The sequence below is a fragment of the Larkinella humicola genome (assembly GCF_008727875.1).
In the GTDB taxonomy this organism is placed as follows: domain Bacteria; phylum Bacteroidota; class Bacteroidia; order Cytophagales; family Spirosomataceae; genus Larkinella; species Larkinella humicola.
The window spans coordinates 60,517-76,573 of the sequence record NZ_VTWS01000002.1 but is presented as its reverse complement, the minus strand read 5'-3'; the positions used below and the strand labels follow the sequence as shown (position 1 = coordinate 76,573).

Here is a 16,057-nt window from a genome sequence, read left to right as displayed (position 1 = left end):
TTAAGAGTCAAGAGAAATGAGTTAAGAATGAAGAGTTAAGAGTTAAAAGTTGAGACCAATAAGGAACCGAATGGCAGCCCCGTCTTGACTTTTAATTCTTAACTCTTCATTCTTAACTCTTCCTTCCTGACTCTGTTTAACGTCTTTTGCGGTTATTAGGATTGTTGCCCCCTCTGAACCGGTCGTTCCGGTGTCCGCCATCGCGGTTGTCACGGCCGCCTGCGCCACCATCCCGGTGGCCACGCGATCCCTGGTTGGGGTAGAAATTCGGGTTGTTCTGGCGGTTCCCCGACGTTTCGTTTCGGTTGTAGGCTTGTCCTGAGCCATCGTGACGACCGTGGGAGGGCACTGATCCTTCGTTTCGGCCGTGCGAAGGGCCGCTGGGCGTACGCCGGGGCGGTTGATCCCCCGTCCGTTCGCGTGGAGTGGCATCGACAAAACCGTTGGTTCGGATCGACATGATGTCGGCGTGGAGCTTGCCGTTCGCCATCTCGTCGAGGTTGGTCAGGATCGTCTCGTCTTCCACCGCTTCCTTGTTCCAGGTCGAATAAAACGTCTTCATCAACTTAGCCATGTACGAAACGAAGGCCAGGCGTTCTTCGGAATCTTCCAGCGAAATGGCTTTGGCAATCAGGAGGTTGATATTCTGGCCGTAGTGTTTGTAGCGCAAACCGTGGGTATTATACGGAACGGGCTGCGGCTTCTTCCCCAGGACATCCGCCGTTGGGGGTGGGTAGGGGCTGTCCACATCGAGCTTGAAGCCCGACATGATGTAGAGGTCGTCCCACAATTTATTATAGTAATCCTGATTATCCCGCATGTTGGGATGGATCTGCCGCATCAGTTCTACCAAGATGTGCGCGTAGCGGGTGCGCTTCTCGCGGTCTTCGATAGTCTGTAGATGTTCGACTAATTTTTGGATGTTGCTGCCGTACTCTTTCAATCGATTGGGGCGTCTATGGTATGTTTAGACAAAAGTAACAAAAAAAGTCTTGCACCATCATTAATCCTTTCCAGAGCGTCGACGACCGGAACAAGCATCGAAAAGTTGCTGTTGGGAAAGCATGAAGCAGTGGTACCAGATGTATAAACCGGAACTGGCCGACACCATCCGGCTGAGCATTCCGATTGTGATTGCCCAATTGGGGGTGGTGTTGATGGGCGTCACCGACGATTTGTTCGTCGGGCGGTTGCTGGGCGCCATTCCGCTGGCGGGGGCTGGGTTGTCGGTGTCGCTGTCTTTTCTGGTATCGAGCATTGGCGTGGGCGGTTTGTCGGTGGTGGCTGCGCTGGTGTCGCAGGCTCGCGGGCGCAACGATGCCGCCGAGATCAACCGATTGTTCCGGGCGGGTTTGTGGGTTGCCCTGTGGCTGGGTTTGGCGCTGGGGCTGGTTGGTGTCGGTGTGGCCTACTTTTACGACCAGTTTGGACAGACGCTGGAGGTCACCGAAATTGGCCGGAATTTTCTGCTCATTCTCAGTTTATCGAACATTCCGCTGTTTCTGTTTATTGCCGCCCGGCAGTTGTGCGACGGTCTTTCGTATCCGCGAATTGCCCTGATCATTACCTTGCTGGCGCTGTTTCTGAATGCGTTGCTCAATTATGTTCTGATCAAAGGCGTTGGTCCGTTTCCGGCGCTGGGCGTTCAGGGTTCGGCGCTGGGAACACTGCTTTCACGCAGCTTCATGGCAGCCGCAATCATTCTCTACATCCGGCGAAACAGCCTGTTTCAGTGTTACTTTCTCCCCTCGTTCCAGACGCTGGGGGTGAGCAGGCACATTCGTCAGATTCTGCAACTGGGACTGCCGGGCGGGTTTACGTTTTTCTTCGAAGTAGCGACCTTTTCACTGGCTGCCATGATGGCGGGCTGGCTCGGAACCGACCAACTGGCCGCGCACCAGATTGCCATCAACATGGCTTCGATCACCTACATGATGGCTACCGGCATTTCGGCTGCGGGTTCCATTCGGGTTAGCCGTGCGCTGGGTCGCTCCAACCTGACCGCCGTGCGCCGGGCCGGGGTAGCAGCTTTGTGGCTGGTTTTTGTGTTCATGGGTCTACCGGCGGTGGTTTTCCTGACGGCCAACGACTGGCTGGTGAGCTGGTATATCCGCGACAACCCGGAAGTGGCCGCGATTGCGGCTTCGCTGGTCATCATGGCCGGGTTTTTCCAACTGTCCGACGGCATTCAGGTGGTTGGAATCGGCATGTTGCGTGGGTTGTCGGACGTCAATACACCCACCATCATCAGCCTGTTTGCTTACTGGATCATCGGATTGCCGATGAGTTACGTGCTGGGTTTCTGGTTTAACCTGGGCGCGATCGGTATCTGGATCGGTCTGCTGGCTGGTTTGACGATGGCGGCCATTCTGTTCCCAATCCGGTTTTTTCGGCTGGTTCGGCAGATCAAACCGGATGCGGTTGAAAAAAACGTTTACAATGCTTAACGACACTCAGATGAAACCCCTGTTATCCACCGCCGTTCCACGAACGGAACGTCTGCTGAACGCCCTGACCCTGTTGCTGCTCGTCGGGCAGGTGGTCCTGATCATTGGGTATTATGCCCAATTGCCCGAAACCATTCCCGTCCATTTTGGTCTGGCCGGAAAACCGGATCGCTGGGGTGGTCGCGGGCAACTGTTCATTGTGCCGGGACTTGCTACCTTTATTTTCGTTATATTCTGGTCAATTCGCCAAATTCCGCCAGATTATTACAACATGCCCACTCCGTTAACGCCCGAAAACCGGGAACGGCAAATCCGCAATACACACGAAATGCTGGCTATGTTGGCGTGTGTAGTAATGATCTTTATGTTCTGGTCACTTTGGGACTGGATACGTTCCGTATCCAATGGTGAACTTGTCAGGAGCAAAATAGCACCCCTCATTTTCATAGGGCTATCTATTTTAGGCACGATCATTTATTATGTCCGACGAGCCTATACGCTCAAATAGTAAATTCCTACGCAGCGTCTTTTGTGCTGCGAATCAGGCTGATTCCGGAAAAGAAAAAAATACCGCCCATGATGAGGTAAATCCAGGACGCCCGGGCAACGCCCCCGCTGGTGAGATCCATGCCGCCGTAGATGAGGCCGATTAGTCCGGCCAATGTCAGTATAATTCCGAAAATGCTTTTTACGCTCATTGTCGTTCAAGTGAGTGGTTTGTAGGCTATAAACTATTTTTGGTGAAAATTGTCTGCTGTGGAGATGGGATCTTTTTTCGGGGCTGATGAACTGCGGTCGGCCTTTTGTTTTTTTTCAAGACATTCGTTCCTAATTTCGCCGGTTCCCAGACCGGTTTTCGCCTTTTATGTTTAAAATTCCCGCCCCTACCTTTTCATCGCTCGCACAGTCGTTCGAGGGAGAACTCTACCACGACCAATCTCCCGAACACGAAGCCATGCGCCTGCTCTATGCGACGGACGCGTCGGTGTATCAGGAAAAACCGCTGGCCGTTGCCCTTCCCAAAACGCCGGAAGACATCAAACGGCTGGTGCGGTTTGCCCGCCAAAACCAGACGTCACTGATTCCGAGAGCCGCCGGAACGTCGCTGGCCGGGCAGGTAGTCGGTGGCGGCATCGTAGCCGACTGTTCCAAATATTTTTCGAACGTGCTGGAAATCAATCCCGAAGAAGGCTGGGTTCGGGTTCAGCCGGGTGTGATCCGCGACGATCTGAATGCGGTTTTAAAACCGCACGGTCTGATGTTTGGCCCGGAAACCTCCACTGCCAGCCGGGCGATGGTCGGCGGAATGATCGGCAATAATTCCTGCGGGCTGCACTCAATTGTCTGGGGCAGCACGCGCAATCATTTGCTGGAAGTGAAAGCGATTTTAAGCGATGGTGCCGAAGTGACGTTCCGGAGTTTGAGTCGTGACGAATTTGACGGCAAATGCCGGGGTGTTGGGGTCGTGAGTCCGCTCGAAAAGCGGTTGTATCAACAGGTTCGCGACCTGCTCAGTGGATCACAAAATCAGAAACAGATCCGGGCCGGTTTTCCCAAGCCGACCATCACCCGCCGGAATACGGGCTACGCGCTCGATGAATTACTGCCGTTTTTTGAGCAAAATCCCGACCAGACCTTCAACTTCTGCAAACTCATTGCGGGCTCGGAAGGAACGCTGTGTTTTATTACCGAAGCCAAACTGAACCTGCTGCCGTTGCCGCCGAAAAAAAGTGCATTGGTTTGCGCCCATTTTGTCACCATCCGGCAATCGCTGGAAGCCAATCTGGTGGCGCTGGAACACCGCTGCTCGGCTTCCGAACTGGTCGACGATTACATTCTGCAATTGACCAAAGGCAACATCGAGCAGGCTAAAAACCGGGATTTTGTCGAGGGGGATCCCAAGGCGGTATTGATGGTCGAGTTTTTTGACGATACCATTGAAGCCGTCACTGGGAAAGCCAATCGCCTTATTAATGCCCTAAAGGAGAACGAATTGGGGTATGCGTTCCCGATTTTGTTCGACCAGGAAGCGGTGAAAGCCTGGAACCTGCGGAAGGCCGGGTTGAGCATCATGTACAACATTCCGGGCGATGATAAACCGGCGAACGTTATCGAAGATTGCGCCGTGGATGTCCGCGATCTGCCCGATTACATTGACGAATTGGACCGAATGGCTGCCGAAAAGCACGGCCTGACGCTCGAATATTCGGCCCACGCCGGTGCGGGAGAACTCCATGTGCTGCCGTTGATCAACCTGAAATCGAATGAAGGCCGGTTGCAGTTTCGGGCCTTGCTGGCCGATACGGCAGAACTGGTAAAAAAATACGGCGGTTCGCTGTCGGGCGAACACGGCGACGGACGCTTGCGGGGTGAGTTTATTCCGTACATGATTGGAGACGCTAACTTTCAGTTGGTGCAGGACATCAAGCGGATGTGGGACCCGCAGCGCATTTTTAATCCGGGGAAAATTGTGGATACCCCGCCGATGAACGAATTTTTGCGGTATCAGCCCGATCAGAAACCGGTTCCGATCGACACCATTTTTGATTTTTCGGCGGAAGACGGTATTCTCAATCTGGCGGAAAAGTGCAGTGGGTCAGGGGATTGTCGAAAAACCGCCGTTACGGGAGGAACGATGTGCCCCAGCTACATGGCGACCCGCCGGGAACGGGACACCACCCGGGCGCGGGCCAACATCCTCCGCCAGTTTCTGACCAACTCCAGCAAGGCCAACCAGTTCGATCACGAAGAGATCAAGGAAGTGATGGATCTGTGTTTGTCCTGCAAAGGGTGCAAATCCGAGTGTCCGTCGAGTGTAGACATCAGCCGCATGAAAGCGGAGTTTTTGCAGCATTATTACGACGCCAACGGAACGCCCTTGCGCTCCCGCCTGATTGGTAATTTTACGAAACTGATGTCGTTGGCGAGTGTGGCTCCCTGGGCGTACAACGCGATTTATGACACGCCCGCGCTTCGGCGGATTGCGAACCGGATGGCCGGTTTTCACCCGGATCGAACCATGCCGGAACTGGCGGGAACGACCTTGAAGAACTGGTGGAAAAAGCGGGCAGTTCCGGCGCATAAAAACCGCCAAACCGTCTACCTCTTCTGCGATGAATTTACGAATTACAACGACGTGGAAGTCGGCCAGAAAACCATTCAACTGCTTGAACGACTGGGCTATGACGTGATCATTCCCGACCATCTGGAAAGCGGACGGACGTATCTCTCGAAAGGCCTGGTGCGGGATGCGCAGAAAATTGCCATCGAGAATGTAAACCGGTTGAAGGATCTGATTACTGCTGAAACTCCCCTGATCGGCATCGAACCATCGGCCATTCTGGGATTCCGGGACGAATACGCGGATTTGATGCCGCCGGAATTGAAAGCAGCCGCTCAGCACCTGGCCCAGCATTCGTTGCTGGTGGATGAGTTTATTGCGCAGGAAGTAGACCGCGGTAACATCACAAAAACCGCCTTCACGACCGAAAAACGACTGATCAAGTTGCACGGGCATTGCCACCAGAAAGCCCTGGCGTCGCAGGTGCCGACGAAGAAAATGCTGTCGTTGCCCGAAAATTACGAAGTGCAACTGATTCCTTCCGGTTGCTGCGGGATGGCGGGCTCGTTTGGCTACGAAGAAGAGCATTATACGCTGTCGATGCAGGTGGGCGAACTCGTGTTGTTCCCGACGGTCCGTGAGCAACCTGCGGAGGTGTTGATTGCCGCGCCCGGAACCAGTTGCCGCCATCAGATCAAAGATGGAACGGGACGTCTGGCGAAGCATCCGGCGGAAATCCTGTTCGATGCCCTGAACTAGCAACGGGAATCAGGTCCCTTATTCCACACAATCGTACTGGTAGGTTTGCCGGTAGTTCCGGTCGGCGGGAAAGGTGTCGGCCGGAACCGATAAATGGGAGCGCTGAACGGCCTGGAGCGGGTTGAAATTCACGTCGTACTGGGTCGTAAACTGACTGGATTCCTGCAGGGTAATCAATCCATTGGTGTCCCTGGTTTTTCGGGTAAAGCCTTTGCAGTCATAGCGTTGCAAGTACCGTGCAACGTCTGCTTCGGTGGGGTTGGTCAGAGCCAGCAGGGCCAGCACAATGGCCTGCCCCGAGTCGTAAAAGGGCGAATGATTGTCGGCACTTTGCTCAAACGTCAATTCTTCTTCGGTTCGGGAACCGTCTTTGTACCCATTCTGAACCGATTGCGATACCAGGTCTACGGTATTGCGGGCAATGGTATCGTAGGAGAACTGGAACGTCCGGCTGGCAATGAAGGAATTGGTGGGCAACGTCACCCGCGTCTCAACCAGGCGGACTAAACGGACCGTACGATCAACGGAATCGTAAAAAAGTGAAAACACGGATTGTTCCTTGTTGTTGACCACATACGATGCTTTTTCGACCCGTTCAAGGGCGTTGTAATCGAGACTCAGGACAATCGAACGGTCTTCGGTATAAGCGGATGCAATTTTTCCGCCCACGTAGGCAAACCGGAAGGCGATGGAGCGGTTGGGTGTCTTGCTGGTATACGAAGCGAGCTGGCCATTTTTATAAGCAAAGGTTTGCCGGCCAATTTCCTGCTGGTTGTCATCTTTTTGCTGATACCGAACCACTTCGGTGACCAGACAGACCGTATCGGCAGGGGTGGGGTCGTTGAGCGTACAAGCAACCAGTATCGGAACTATCCCTCCGTAGCTAAACCATTTTTTCATATGTAAGACGCCCAGAACAACAACTGAACCGCCAAAATACGAACTATTTGTCAAAATGTCGTAGTTTCGATAGGCGGGATGCCAAACGATACCATGACCCTGACCCAGCAACGACACCAGCTTCTTGAAAAATTGCGGACCATCGATCAGCCGGAAGCGGCCCGGAAATACTTCGGGTTGCTCAAGGAACTGATCGATATGGTCAATCTGCCCAATGGTGATGCCCGGCTGGCGTTTGTGGTCGACCGGGATCGGAAGGGCATTTCGGCGCACATCAACTTTTTTCTGGCTCTGCGCTTGTTTCGCCCGCGTCAGGGCGAAATCGAATACTGGCTCACGGTGAAGAAAGGCTGCCGGGAACGGATCGAATCGATCGCCGTGGTGGATGTTGTACCGTTGTCGGAGAAGTCGGATTATATTTCCATCGTGATTGGGCAATCGTCGGATCATTTGCTGAACCATCCCGTGCTGCGGAGCTGCTGGGAAGATTGCCTGATGGAGCTGCTGGTGACGACCAAACGCGGTCCGCATACGGCCAGTCATAACCCGTTTATTTACCAGGCTGCTGATGATGAGGCCATTCGGGGTGAGATCATGACGGCCCTGCTTCGGCCTGATCGGTCGACGGATGATTGGGATCGGGTGGCGGAAGAACCGGAAGTGTATGAAAAAACCGTTGCGGCCAGACCTGCTATTCCCCAGAATTTTATTCTTTTCGGCCCACCCGGTACCGGCAAGTCGTACGAAGCCCGGCAACTGAGCCAGGCCTTTGCTGCCGAGTGGGTGACGTTCCATCCATCGTTTGGTTACGAAGAGTTTCTGGAAGGAATCCGTCCCGAAACCCGCAATGGGCAGATCAGTTACAAAGTGGCCAAAGGGGTTTTCTATACGTCCTGCCTGGCCGCTCTCCGGAAAGCCGGGTATGCCACGATGGCCGATTGCCTGAACGATTCGGCCGAAAACCGTCAGCGAAAACTGGCGCAGGCGGATGCGCAGGTGCTGGTTATCGACGAGATCAACCGGGCTAACATTTCCAAAGTTTTTGGGGAACTGATCACCCTGATCGAGCCCGACAAACGGCTGGGAGCCGCCCATGAAGTAGAATTGACGTTGCCCTACTCGCAGGAGCGGTTTGGGGTACCGGCCAACCTGTACATTGTGGCCACCATGAACACTGCCGACCGTTCTATTGCCTTGTTAGACATTGCCTTGCGTCGCCGGTTTCATTTTCGGGAGGTTTTGCCCGACCCATCGCTGCTTTCCGTGGTCGATGGCGTTAACCTGGGCGAAGTATTACGGATGGTGAACGAACGAATTGAATACCTCTACGACCGCGATCACCTGATTGGGCATGCCTATCTGATGAACATTCAGTCACATGCTGACCTGTGCGATGCGTTTAGTGACCGGATTATACCGTTGTTGCAGGAATATTTTTACAATGACTGGCGGAAGATTCAGTTCGTTTTGGGCGATAATCCGGCCTGGGGGAAAGCCCCCGACCAGAAATTGATCTGGGTGAAAAAGCAGTACCGACCCGCGCTAACCAAAGAGATTTTTGGGGAAGAACCGGATGACCTGACCGAAGTGGTCACGTTTGAAATCAATCCGCATCTGCTCCGGCGGAATTATGATCAGGTACCGAAAGAAGCATTTATCTCTATTTATCAAAAATAATGGCGTATTGGTGGACGAAAGTTCACGTTTTTGTGTTACAGTTTTCTGTTCACCACAAAAAAGTAGAATTTAATTCTGCGGGTCCGTCAAAAATTATGAAAGCTCTCGTCCTAACTGAGTACAAACACTTTGAATTACAAGACCTTCCCCGCCCCAGCCCCGGCCCATCCGATGTGCTGGTGAAGGTTCAGGCCGTAGGGATTTGCGGCAGCGACGTCCACGGCATGGACGGTAGCAGTGGTCGGCGGATTCCCCCCATCGTGATGGGGCACGAAGCCGCCGGAATCGTGGTGGAAACCGGCGAAAATGTCAAAAACTGGCACATTGGCGACCGGGTAACCTTCGACTCGACCGTCTATTCCTTAGACGATTGGTACAGCCGGAAAGGCATGTATAACCTCAGTGACGGTCGTGAAGTCCTGGGCGTTTCGACCCCGGATTTTCGTCGGCAGGGGGCTTTTGCGGAATTTATTGTGGTGCCGCAGCACATCCTCTACCAGATTCCCGACAACGTCAGCTATACGCAGGCGGCTTTGGTCGAGCCGGTGGCGGTGGCGTTGCACGCCCTGAGTCTGACGCCCATTCAGGTGAACGATACGGCGGTGGTCGTGGGTTCGGGCATGATTGGCCTCTTCATCATTCAGGCGCTGAAACTGGCGGGGTGTGGTTCCATCATCGCTGTCGATCTGGACGATGATCGCCTGGCGCTGGCGCTGAAACTCGGTGCAACGGTTGGTCTCAATGCCCGTGAGAAAGACATTACGGCAGAGGTTCAGGCCTTGACCCACGGGCGCGGGGCCGATGTTTCGTTTGAAGTCGTCGGCATTGCGCCCTCGGTAAAAACCGCCATCGACTGCGTTCGGAAAGGCGCAACGGTGACGCTGGTGGGGAATCTGTCGAAATCGGTGGAAGTGTCGTTGCAGGCCATCGTGACCCGTCAGTTGCGGTTGCAGGGCTCCTGTGCCATCAACGGCGAATACGAAGCGGCTCTGGCACTGATTTCATCGGGCAAAATCGACGTCGAAGCCATTCTGAGCGCGGAAGTGCCCCTGACCGAAGGAGCCAGTTGGTTCCAGCGGTTGTATGAAAAAGAAAAAGGATTGATCAAGGTGGTGTTGAAGCCATAACCAACCTGCTCCCAAGTCGATAATTTCGATATTCGTTATTCAACTTTCAGAAGTTGTTTGAATTAAGGCCGGAGGCCTGTCCTGTCAATAAGCAACCTACATCAGCTAGTGGAAGCTCCGGAGGAGCGGTCTATAAACATTTTCAGGCCGCTCCTCCGGAGCTTCCACTAGCTGATGTAGGTTGCCTATTGATAGACCGCCCTTCCAGGGCTCTTTCCGATTAACTCAAACTGCTTGTCAGTGTTCGATATTCAAGTCAGGCCAATGAAAGGACTGTGTCTAAGTATTGAATAACGAATATCGAATAACGAACACTGAATAACGAATAATCAGTGAGGATAAACTCTCCCGGTTCAGGGAGTAGCCTCGTATCGAAGCGAATACATCGAAGCGCCTTCGTGCGAGTAATCGATCACCAGATCGGTATCGCTGAGCAGCAGAATGTGAAGTTCGGAGATAGCGACACAACTCATACCGGCACAGTACGGGCCGTTACTTCCGGTTTTAACCACTTTCAGAATGGACTTTTGCCGGATTAATTCCGTTGGAGAGCAACAAAGATTAGCCTGATTTTCGTATTTGACGGTTCCATCGGCCACAAACTCAATCACTTCCGGCGGGGTTAACGTCCGCCAGTCTTTCCCGTTTTTTCCTATTTCCACCGCTTTCCAGCGTTTATAGAGTTTATCGGAGGGCGAAACGTAGGTATCCGACTGGTCGCAAGCCAGAAAAATCATTGCGGTGAACAGAACGGAAAGGGCGGTTTTCATCGGGTGAAAGAGAAAGAATGACAGCGACCGATACGATTAGTGGGCCGGTTTATATTTCATAACATACTGACCAGCCGGGTAGGAGGAGCCAAACACATTTTCCACGATCAATTCGTTAGCAGTTAACGCAACCAGTTTCAACTCCGAGGGGGATGCGCAATCGACGTACTCGCAACCGGGGCCTCCGTATAGTTCGGTAACCTTCAGCGTCTGTTGGTCGCGTTCAACCCGGACGGGCGAACAGCAGGGCGGTTTGGTGTTGTGATACAGAATACCGCCATCGCTGCGAAACTCGATTTGCCACCCATACGAGACTGGTTTCCAAGTTTCCGTACCACTTTTTGTCTCCACCAACTCCCATTTTCGGTAGAGCCAATCGGAAGGGGATGCTTCTTGTTTTGATCGGTCACAGGAAGTGGAAAGGGTTAAAATCAGCGCAAATAAAATCAGTAGTTTCATGACTTTTCTACATTTGTAGACTAGGAGTCATTTGGCAAACCAATCGTTGGATTGCATTCTGATAATTAATTTCATCCTTTTCATGTCCCGAATCCTGAACATCGCCCTGATCGGCCCCGGCAAAGTGGCCCACAACCACGCCCGGGCAGTTTTAGAAACTTCTGACACCAAACTCGTTGCCATCTACGGCCGGAATCATACCAAAGCGGACGAATTCGCCGATCAATATGGCATCACGGCATATTCCGACATTTACGACATGGTCGACCGCGAGAATGTCGACATCTGCATCGTTTGCACCCCGCACCCCGCCCACCGCGTCGTTACCGTAGCGGCTCTGGAAGCCGGAGCGAATGTACTGGTCGAAAAACCGCTGGCGTCGTCGCTGGCCGACTGTGATGCCATGATCAACGCGGCCCGGAACGCCAACCGGCAACTCGCCGTGGTGAGCCAACGGCGGTTTTATGAACCCTGTATGCGGATGCGCCAGGCGATCGACGACGGAAAAATCGGAAAACCGGTGCTGGGCATGGCGCAGTTATTCGGCTGGCGCAGCGAAGAATACTACCGCAGCGACCCTTGGCGCGGTTCGTGGGAACACGAAGGCGGGGGCGTGCTGGTCAATCAGGCTCCTCACCAACTGGATTTGCTGCTGTGGTACATGGGCGAAATGGAGGAAGTCTACGGCGTTTGGGCAAACCTCAACCACCCCGACATTGAAGTTGACGACACAGCCGTGGCCATTGTTCGTTTCAAAAACGGCGGAATTGGCAACGTGATCGTCAGCAATTCGCAAAAACCGGGACTCTACGGAAAAGTGCATATTCACGGCCAGAACGGTGCGTCGATTGGCGTTCAGACCGATGGCGGATCGATGTTCATCGCAGGCATGACGGGCATTCAGGATGCGCCCTACAACGATGTGTGGTCGGTGGTGGGCGAGGAAGATCAGCGGCTGGTCTGGAAAGCGGAGGATGATGCGGTTTTCAACAGTGTCGATTCGTCCAGCCATTATTTTTCGCGACAACTGGCGGATTTTGGTCAGGCCATTCGCGACGGTCGCCGTCCGCTGGTGACGGGCGAAGAAGGCCGCAAAGTGGTCGCTTTGTTCGAGGCCATTTACGAATCGACCCGCACCCGGCAGCCCGTTCGATTGAGTTCCTAAGCGGCATTCAACAAAATCCGATGCGTAACGTTCTGGAAGTAACGCATCGGATTATGAAAAAACTGGCACAACTTGTTTACCTGAGCGGCTTCCTGGTGCTGGCGGATGGCTGCCGAAAACCGCCCTCAGAGGGTTTAAAACCAGCGGAAAACGTCGATATTTCGGCGATGGACGCGGGTAGTAAACGGCGGCAGGGCATCGACTTTACGGCCCAGGGCAACACGCCGACCTGGACACTGGACATCGATTTTACCAAAACCATTCGTTTTCAGACCCAGAACGGGCCGTTGCTCACGGCGGCTGTTCCCAAGTCACAACGCGATCCGCGCAGCAACGGTATCTTGTTCGATGCCCCGCTGATCGCCAGTACAACCGGGTCAAACAGCCGATCTGCCAGCCGTTCGGCAGCGGCCACCCGGCGCGAGGGGCGACTGAAGGTGGTCATTAGTCCGGTGGTGTGCCGGGATACCCGTTCCGGCCAGACCTTCGCATACGGCGTGACGATTGAAGCCAACGGCCAGCGCTACAGCGGTTGCGGAACGTTTCTCAACGGCGCGACCCGGCTGAACAGCCAGTGGGTGCTGGAAACCTACCGCGGGCAGCGGCTCCACGCCGAGCAGTTTGTAAACCGGCAAATTCCGACACTCGACATCAACCTGAAAGAGAACCGGTTGCAGGGATTCACCGGCTGTAATACCCTGAACGGCCAGGTGAAAGCCGATGGCGATAACGTCCGGTTCGAGGCCCTTTCGACGACGCGTCGGGCTTGTCCCTACAACTTCGAAAGCGGTTTTCTGACGGCTTTGCAAAGCGTAACGCTCTACCGCATCAGCAACAACCGCCTGACCTTGCTGGCCGACGGCAAGTATGTGATGTCGTTTCGGAAAACGGTTGAAAAGAAATGAGTAACACGCGGTAAACCAACGCCATGACGCTTTCCATTACCGAATACGGCATCATCCGGCGCATCCGGGATTTTCCGGATCGGCCGAATTCGCTGACGGAACTGTATCTGGCCGATACCACCTTTGAAGCTCTTAAAAACTTCGTGACTGAAAACGAGGCCGATGCGGTGATGACGTTTTTTTTGCAACGGGGTCGGGAGTGCATCCGGGTGAAAAACTACGTCGGTTTGCTCGAAACCAGAGACGGAACCCAGCTTGAGATTTTGCCCAAAACTACCAGCGAAGAACCCGACGCGGCCCGGGCTGCCCTGCTGCGAATGTTGCTTCACCTGCGCAACAGCCCCTTTCGGTCCGTCGAGTCAGTGCGGCTGGGCATCAGCCGACTGCCGTTGTGGGAGGTTTTTATCGCGATGTTTCTGGACGAAGTGACCCCGCTCCTGACGCGGGGCTTGCAGAAGTCGTATGTGTCGCAAACGACGAATCAGCGGTTTTTGAAAGGGAAGCTGGAACTGGCGGAGCAGATCCGGCAAAACCGCTACCACGCCGAGCGTATGGTCTCCACGTTCGACGAGCAAACGACCAATCTCCCCCCCAACCGCCTGCTGAAATCCGCTCTGGAATTTGTGCAGACCCGCGCCCGGACGGTTTTGAACCAGAGCCGCATCCGTCAACTGCTGTTTGCGATGGATGACATCCCGCCGTCGGACCGGATTGCGGAGGATCTGCGGACCATTACAGCGGGTAACCGGCTTTTTATCCACTACCAACCGGCTTTGCGCTGGGCCGAAGCCCTGCTGAGTGGCCGGGCTTTGGGTCTGACGGCTGGTAAACACCTTAATTTGGCGCTCTTGTTTCCGATGGAACGGGTTTTTGAAGACTACGTTGCGGCCGGGTTTAAACGGTATGTCACCACGGGCGACCTCGTTGTACAGGAAGCGTCGCAGCACCTGATCGATAACCACAGCGGACTGCGGAAATTCAAACTGCGACCGGATCTTATCCTGCGCCAGAACGGCGTAACAACGGTTTTGGATACCAAATGGAAACGAATCGATGCCACCAATTCCGCCGGAAACTACGGCATCGACCAGGCCGATCTGTACCAAGTATACGCCTACGGGAAGAAATACGGGGCGTCGGGCCTGGTTCTGATTTACCCGGCCACCATGCTTTTTCAAAAACCGCTCGAGCTTTTCGGTTACGACGAATTCCTGCACCTGCGCGTTGTTCCGTTCGATGTGAATGTGCCGCTGGAGGAAGCGGTTTCGGTGACAATGATGAACTATGAAAGATGAACGATGAATGGAGTTAAAGTGCTTGTTTAAAATTCATCGTTCATCATTCATAATTCATCATTAACTTACGCCCCGAACCCCTAAATCCTCGACTTTCCTAAATGCCACTTCTACTCACCTTTCTGGGCATTCTGGCCCTGGTATTTCTGATCGCTTTTGTCAAGATCGATACGTTCATCTCGTTCGTTCTGGTGTCACTCGCCATTGGGCTGGCGTCGGGAATGGATGTTGCGGCTGTTGGCAAATCCATTCAGACGGGCATCGGCGGAACGCTGGGCGAACTGGTTCTGATTGTCGGATTTGGAGCCATGCTGGGCCGACTGGTCGCCGAAAGCGGAGCCGCCATGCGCATTACCAACGTCCTGATTAAAATATTTGGGGTCAAAAATCTCCGTTGGGGGCTAGCCCTGGCCGGTTTTATCATCGGGATTCCCCTGTTTTACAACGCCGGTTTTATCATCGTTTTTCCGCTCATCGTCACGATCACGGCTTCGTCGGGTTTGCCGATGATGACCGTGGCCGTTCCGATGCTGGCGGCTTTGTCGGTGGCCCACGGCTACCTGCCTCCGCACCCGTCGCCCGCGGCCATTGCCGGGCAGTTGGGCGCCAACATTGGCCGAACCTTGATTTACGGGATCATCGTCTCGATTCCGGCGATTGTGATTGCGGGGCCGATTTTCGGAAAAACCCTGTCGAAATACCAACCCAAAATTGACCGGGACCTCTTCAAAATCCGTGAAATTCCGGACCATGAGCTACCGGGAGCGGGCATCAGTTTTTTTGTTGCGCTGTTACCGGTTTTGCTGCTGACCCTGACCGGCCCGCTCAAGTCGGTGTTGCCCGCCGGTTCGGTGCTGCATCAGGTCGTTACGCTGCTGGCCGAACCGTATATCGGGATGTTGCTGTCGGTGCTGGTGGCGGTGTATACGCTGGGCATTCGGCGGGGGCAGACCATGAAAGTAGTGATGAAAGACCTCGAAGAAGCCATCAAAGCCGCTTCGCCGGTCTTGCTGGTGATTGCCGGAGCCGGGGCGTTGAAGCAGATTTTTATCGACAGCGGAACGAGCAAATACATCGGATTTATGCTTCAGGGCGTGGATATTTCGCCCTTGTTGCTGGGCTGGGGCATTGCCGCCGTCATCCGGGTTTGTGTCGGTTCGGCCACCGTTGCGGGCTTGACAACCGTCGGGATCATTCTGCCGCTGATTCAGGGCAACCCCAACATAAAACCGGAACTGATGGTGCTGGCCATTGGCTCCGGCAGCCTGATGATGTCGCACCTGAACGACGGCGGTTTCTGGCTTTTCAAGGAATATTTTAACCTGAGCATCAAAGAAACGCTGCAAACCTGGACCGTCATGGAAACAATTGTGTCGATTGTGGGGCTGTTGGGCGTTTTAGCATTAAATTTGGTGGTTTAAAGACGGTTTTCAGTTTTAGGTTTAGGGTTTTCGGTGGCTGACGCAAGCTGTCCCCGAATGCGTCAGCCACC

Annotated in this window: 14 protein-coding genes; 9 read left to right on the top strand and 5 right to left on the bottom strand. The window is 54.0% G+C overall.

Annotation, left to right across the window (positions count from 1 at the left end; translation table 11 throughout):
* Nucleotides 1-136: 136 nt before the first annotated feature.
* Nucleotides 137-943, bottom strand: coding sequence for a DUF4290 domain-containing protein (locus F0P93_RS08395; protein ID WP_150875942.1), 807 nt, complete (start codon nt 941-943; stop codon nt 137-139).
* A gap of 121 nt (nt 944-1,064) precedes the next feature.
* Between F0P93_RS08395 and F0P93_RS08390 the strand changes: the two genes are divergently transcribed.
* Together F0P93_RS08390 and F0P93_RS08385 are read left to right on the top strand one after the other, a co-directional pair.
* Nucleotides 1,065-2,447 carry an MATE family efflux transporter gene (locus F0P93_RS08390; protein ID WP_150875941.1) on the top strand — a complete coding sequence of 461 codons (1,383 nt, stop codon included), beginning with the start codon at nt 1,065-1,067 and terminating at the stop codon, nt 2,445-2,447.
* 10 nt (nt 2,448-2,457) lie between these two features.
* Nucleotides 2,458-2,955: a DUF1648 domain-containing protein gene (locus F0P93_RS08385; protein ID WP_191908759.1), complete on the top strand. Its 498-nt coding sequence runs from the start codon at nt 2,458-2,460 to the stop codon at nt 2,953-2,955.
* 7 nt (nt 2,956-2,962) lie between these two features.
* On the opposite strand, the gene F0P93_RS08380 is transcribed toward F0P93_RS08385, so the two are convergent.
* A complete protein-coding gene (locus F0P93_RS08380; protein ID WP_114409380.1) occupies nt 2,963-3,145 on the bottom strand; it encodes a hypothetical protein in 183 nt (60 codons plus the stop codon).
* A gap of 167 nt (nt 3,146-3,312) precedes the next feature.
* Here F0P93_RS08380 and F0P93_RS08375 point away from each other — a divergent pair, with 167 nt between their 5' ends.
* A complete protein-coding gene (locus tag F0P93_RS08375) occupies nt 3,313-6,267 on the top strand; it encodes an FAD-binding and (Fe-S)-binding domain-containing protein (protein WP_150875939.1) in 2,955 nt (984 codons plus the stop codon).
* A gap of 18 nt (nt 6,268-6,285) precedes the next feature.
* Here the strand turns inward: F0P93_RS08375 and F0P93_RS08370 are convergent, their stop codons facing one another.
* Entirely contained in the window at nt 6,286-7,167 is an 882-nt protein-coding gene (locus tag F0P93_RS08370; RefSeq protein ID WP_150875938.1) for a hypothetical protein, read from the bottom strand.
* Nucleotides 7,168-7,260: 93 nt separating this feature from the next.
* On the opposite strand from F0P93_RS08370, the gene F0P93_RS08365 reads away from it, so the two are divergent.
* Both F0P93_RS08365 and F0P93_RS08360 read left to right on the top strand, forming a co-directional pair.
* Nucleotides 7,261-8,844 carry an McrB family protein gene (locus tag F0P93_RS08365; protein WP_150875937.1) on the top strand — a complete coding sequence of 528 codons (1,584 nt, stop codon included), beginning with the start codon at nt 7,261-7,263 and terminating at the stop codon, nt 8,842-8,844.
* Between the two features lie 95 nt (nt 8,845-8,939).
* The gene (locus F0P93_RS08360) at nt 8,940-9,971 is read left to right on the top strand and encodes a galactitol-1-phosphate 5-dehydrogenase (RefSeq protein ID WP_150875936.1); all 1,032 of its coding nucleotides are present in this window, start codon (nt 8,940-8,942) and stop codon (nt 9,969-9,971) included.
* Nucleotides 9,972-10,324: 353 nt separating this feature from the next.
* On the opposite strand, the gene F0P93_RS08355 is transcribed toward F0P93_RS08360, so the two are convergent.
* Together F0P93_RS08355 and F0P93_RS08350 are read right to left on the bottom strand one after the other, a co-directional pair.
* Nucleotides 10,325-10,741, bottom strand: a complete 417-nt coding sequence (locus tag F0P93_RS08355) for a hypothetical protein (RefSeq protein ID WP_150875935.1) — start codon at nt 10,739-10,741, stop codon at nt 10,325-10,327.
* 36 nt (nt 10,742-10,777) lie between these two features.
* Nucleotides 10,778-11,200, bottom strand: coding sequence for a hypothetical protein (locus F0P93_RS08350; protein ID WP_150875934.1), 423 nt, complete (start codon nt 11,198-11,200; stop codon nt 10,778-10,780).
* 82 nt (nt 11,201-11,282) lie between these two features.
* Between F0P93_RS08350 and F0P93_RS08345 the strand changes: the two genes are divergently transcribed.
* From F0P93_RS08345 to F0P93_RS08330, 4 genes are all read left to right on the top strand, one after another.
* On the top strand, nt 11,283-12,365 hold the full coding sequence (locus F0P93_RS08345) for a Gfo/Idh/MocA family protein (RefSeq protein WP_150875933.1): 1,083 nt from the start codon (nt 11,283-11,285) through the stop codon (nt 12,363-12,365).
* Between the two features lie 20 nt (nt 12,366-12,385).
* Nucleotides 12,386-13,270 (top strand): META domain-containing protein, encoded by an 885-nt coding sequence (locus tag F0P93_RS08340; RefSeq protein ID WP_150875932.1) that lies wholly within the window; start codon nt 12,386-12,388, stop codon nt 13,268-13,270.
* Nucleotides 13,271-13,293: 23 nt separating this feature from the next.
* Nucleotides 13,294-14,565 (top strand): McrC family protein, encoded by a 1,272-nt coding sequence (locus tag F0P93_RS08335; protein WP_150875931.1) that lies wholly within the window; start codon nt 13,294-13,296, stop codon nt 14,563-14,565.
* A gap of 101 nt (nt 14,566-14,666) precedes the next feature.
* Entirely contained in the window at nt 14,667-15,986 is a 1,320-nt protein-coding gene (locus tag F0P93_RS08330; protein WP_150875930.1) for a gluconate:H+ symporter, read from the top strand.
* Nucleotides 15,987-16,057: the final 71 nt, after the last annotated feature.

Excerpts from the sequence above, each read along its gene's own strand:
- F0P93_RS08345 (WP_150875933.1), top strand. The coding sequence starts at position 11,283 with ATGTCCCGAATCCTGAACATCGCCCTGATCGGCCCCGGCAAAGTGGCC.
- F0P93_RS08375 (WP_150875939.1), top strand. The coding sequence starts at position 3,313 with ATGTTTAAAATTCCCGCCCCTACCTTTTCATCGCTCGCACAGTCGTTC.
- F0P93_RS08335 (WP_150875931.1), top strand. The coding sequence starts at position 13,294 with ATGACGCTTTCCATTACCGAATACGGCATCATCCGGCGCATCCGGGAT.
- F0P93_RS08355 (WP_150875935.1), bottom strand. The coding sequence starts at position 10,741 with ATGAAAACCGCCCTTTCCGTTCTGTTCACCGCAATGATTTTTCTGGCT.
- F0P93_RS08350 (WP_150875934.1), bottom strand. The coding sequence starts at position 11,200 with ATGAAACTACTGATTTTATTTGCGCTGATTTTAACCCTTTCCACTTCC.
- F0P93_RS08365 (WP_150875937.1), top strand. The coding sequence starts at position 7,261 with ATGACCCTGACCCAGCAACGACACCAGCTTCTTGAAAAATTGCGGACC.
- F0P93_RS08385 (WP_191908759.1), top strand. The coding sequence starts at position 2,458 with ATGAAACCCCTGTTATCCACCGCCGTTCCACGAACGGAACGTCTGCTG.
- F0P93_RS08380 (WP_114409380.1), bottom strand. The coding sequence starts at position 3,145 with ATGAGCGTAAAAAGCATTTTCGGAATTATACTGACATTGGCCGGACTA.
- F0P93_RS08330 (WP_150875930.1), top strand. The coding sequence starts at position 14,667 with ATGCCACTTCTACTCACCTTTCTGGGCATTCTGGCCCTGGTATTTCTG.
- F0P93_RS08340 (WP_150875932.1), top strand. The coding sequence starts at position 12,386 with ATGCGTAACGTTCTGGAAGTAACGCATCGGATTATGAAAAAACTGGCA.
- F0P93_RS08360 (WP_150875936.1), top strand. The coding sequence starts at position 8,940 with ATGAAAGCTCTCGTCCTAACTGAGTACAAACACTTTGAATTACAAGAC.
- F0P93_RS08390 (WP_150875941.1), top strand. The coding sequence starts at position 1,065 with ATGAAGCAGTGGTACCAGATGTATAAACCGGAACTGGCCGACACCATC.
- F0P93_RS08370 (WP_150875938.1), bottom strand. The coding sequence starts at position 7,167 with ATGAAAAAATGGTTTAGCTACGGAGGGATAGTTCCGATACTGGTTGCT.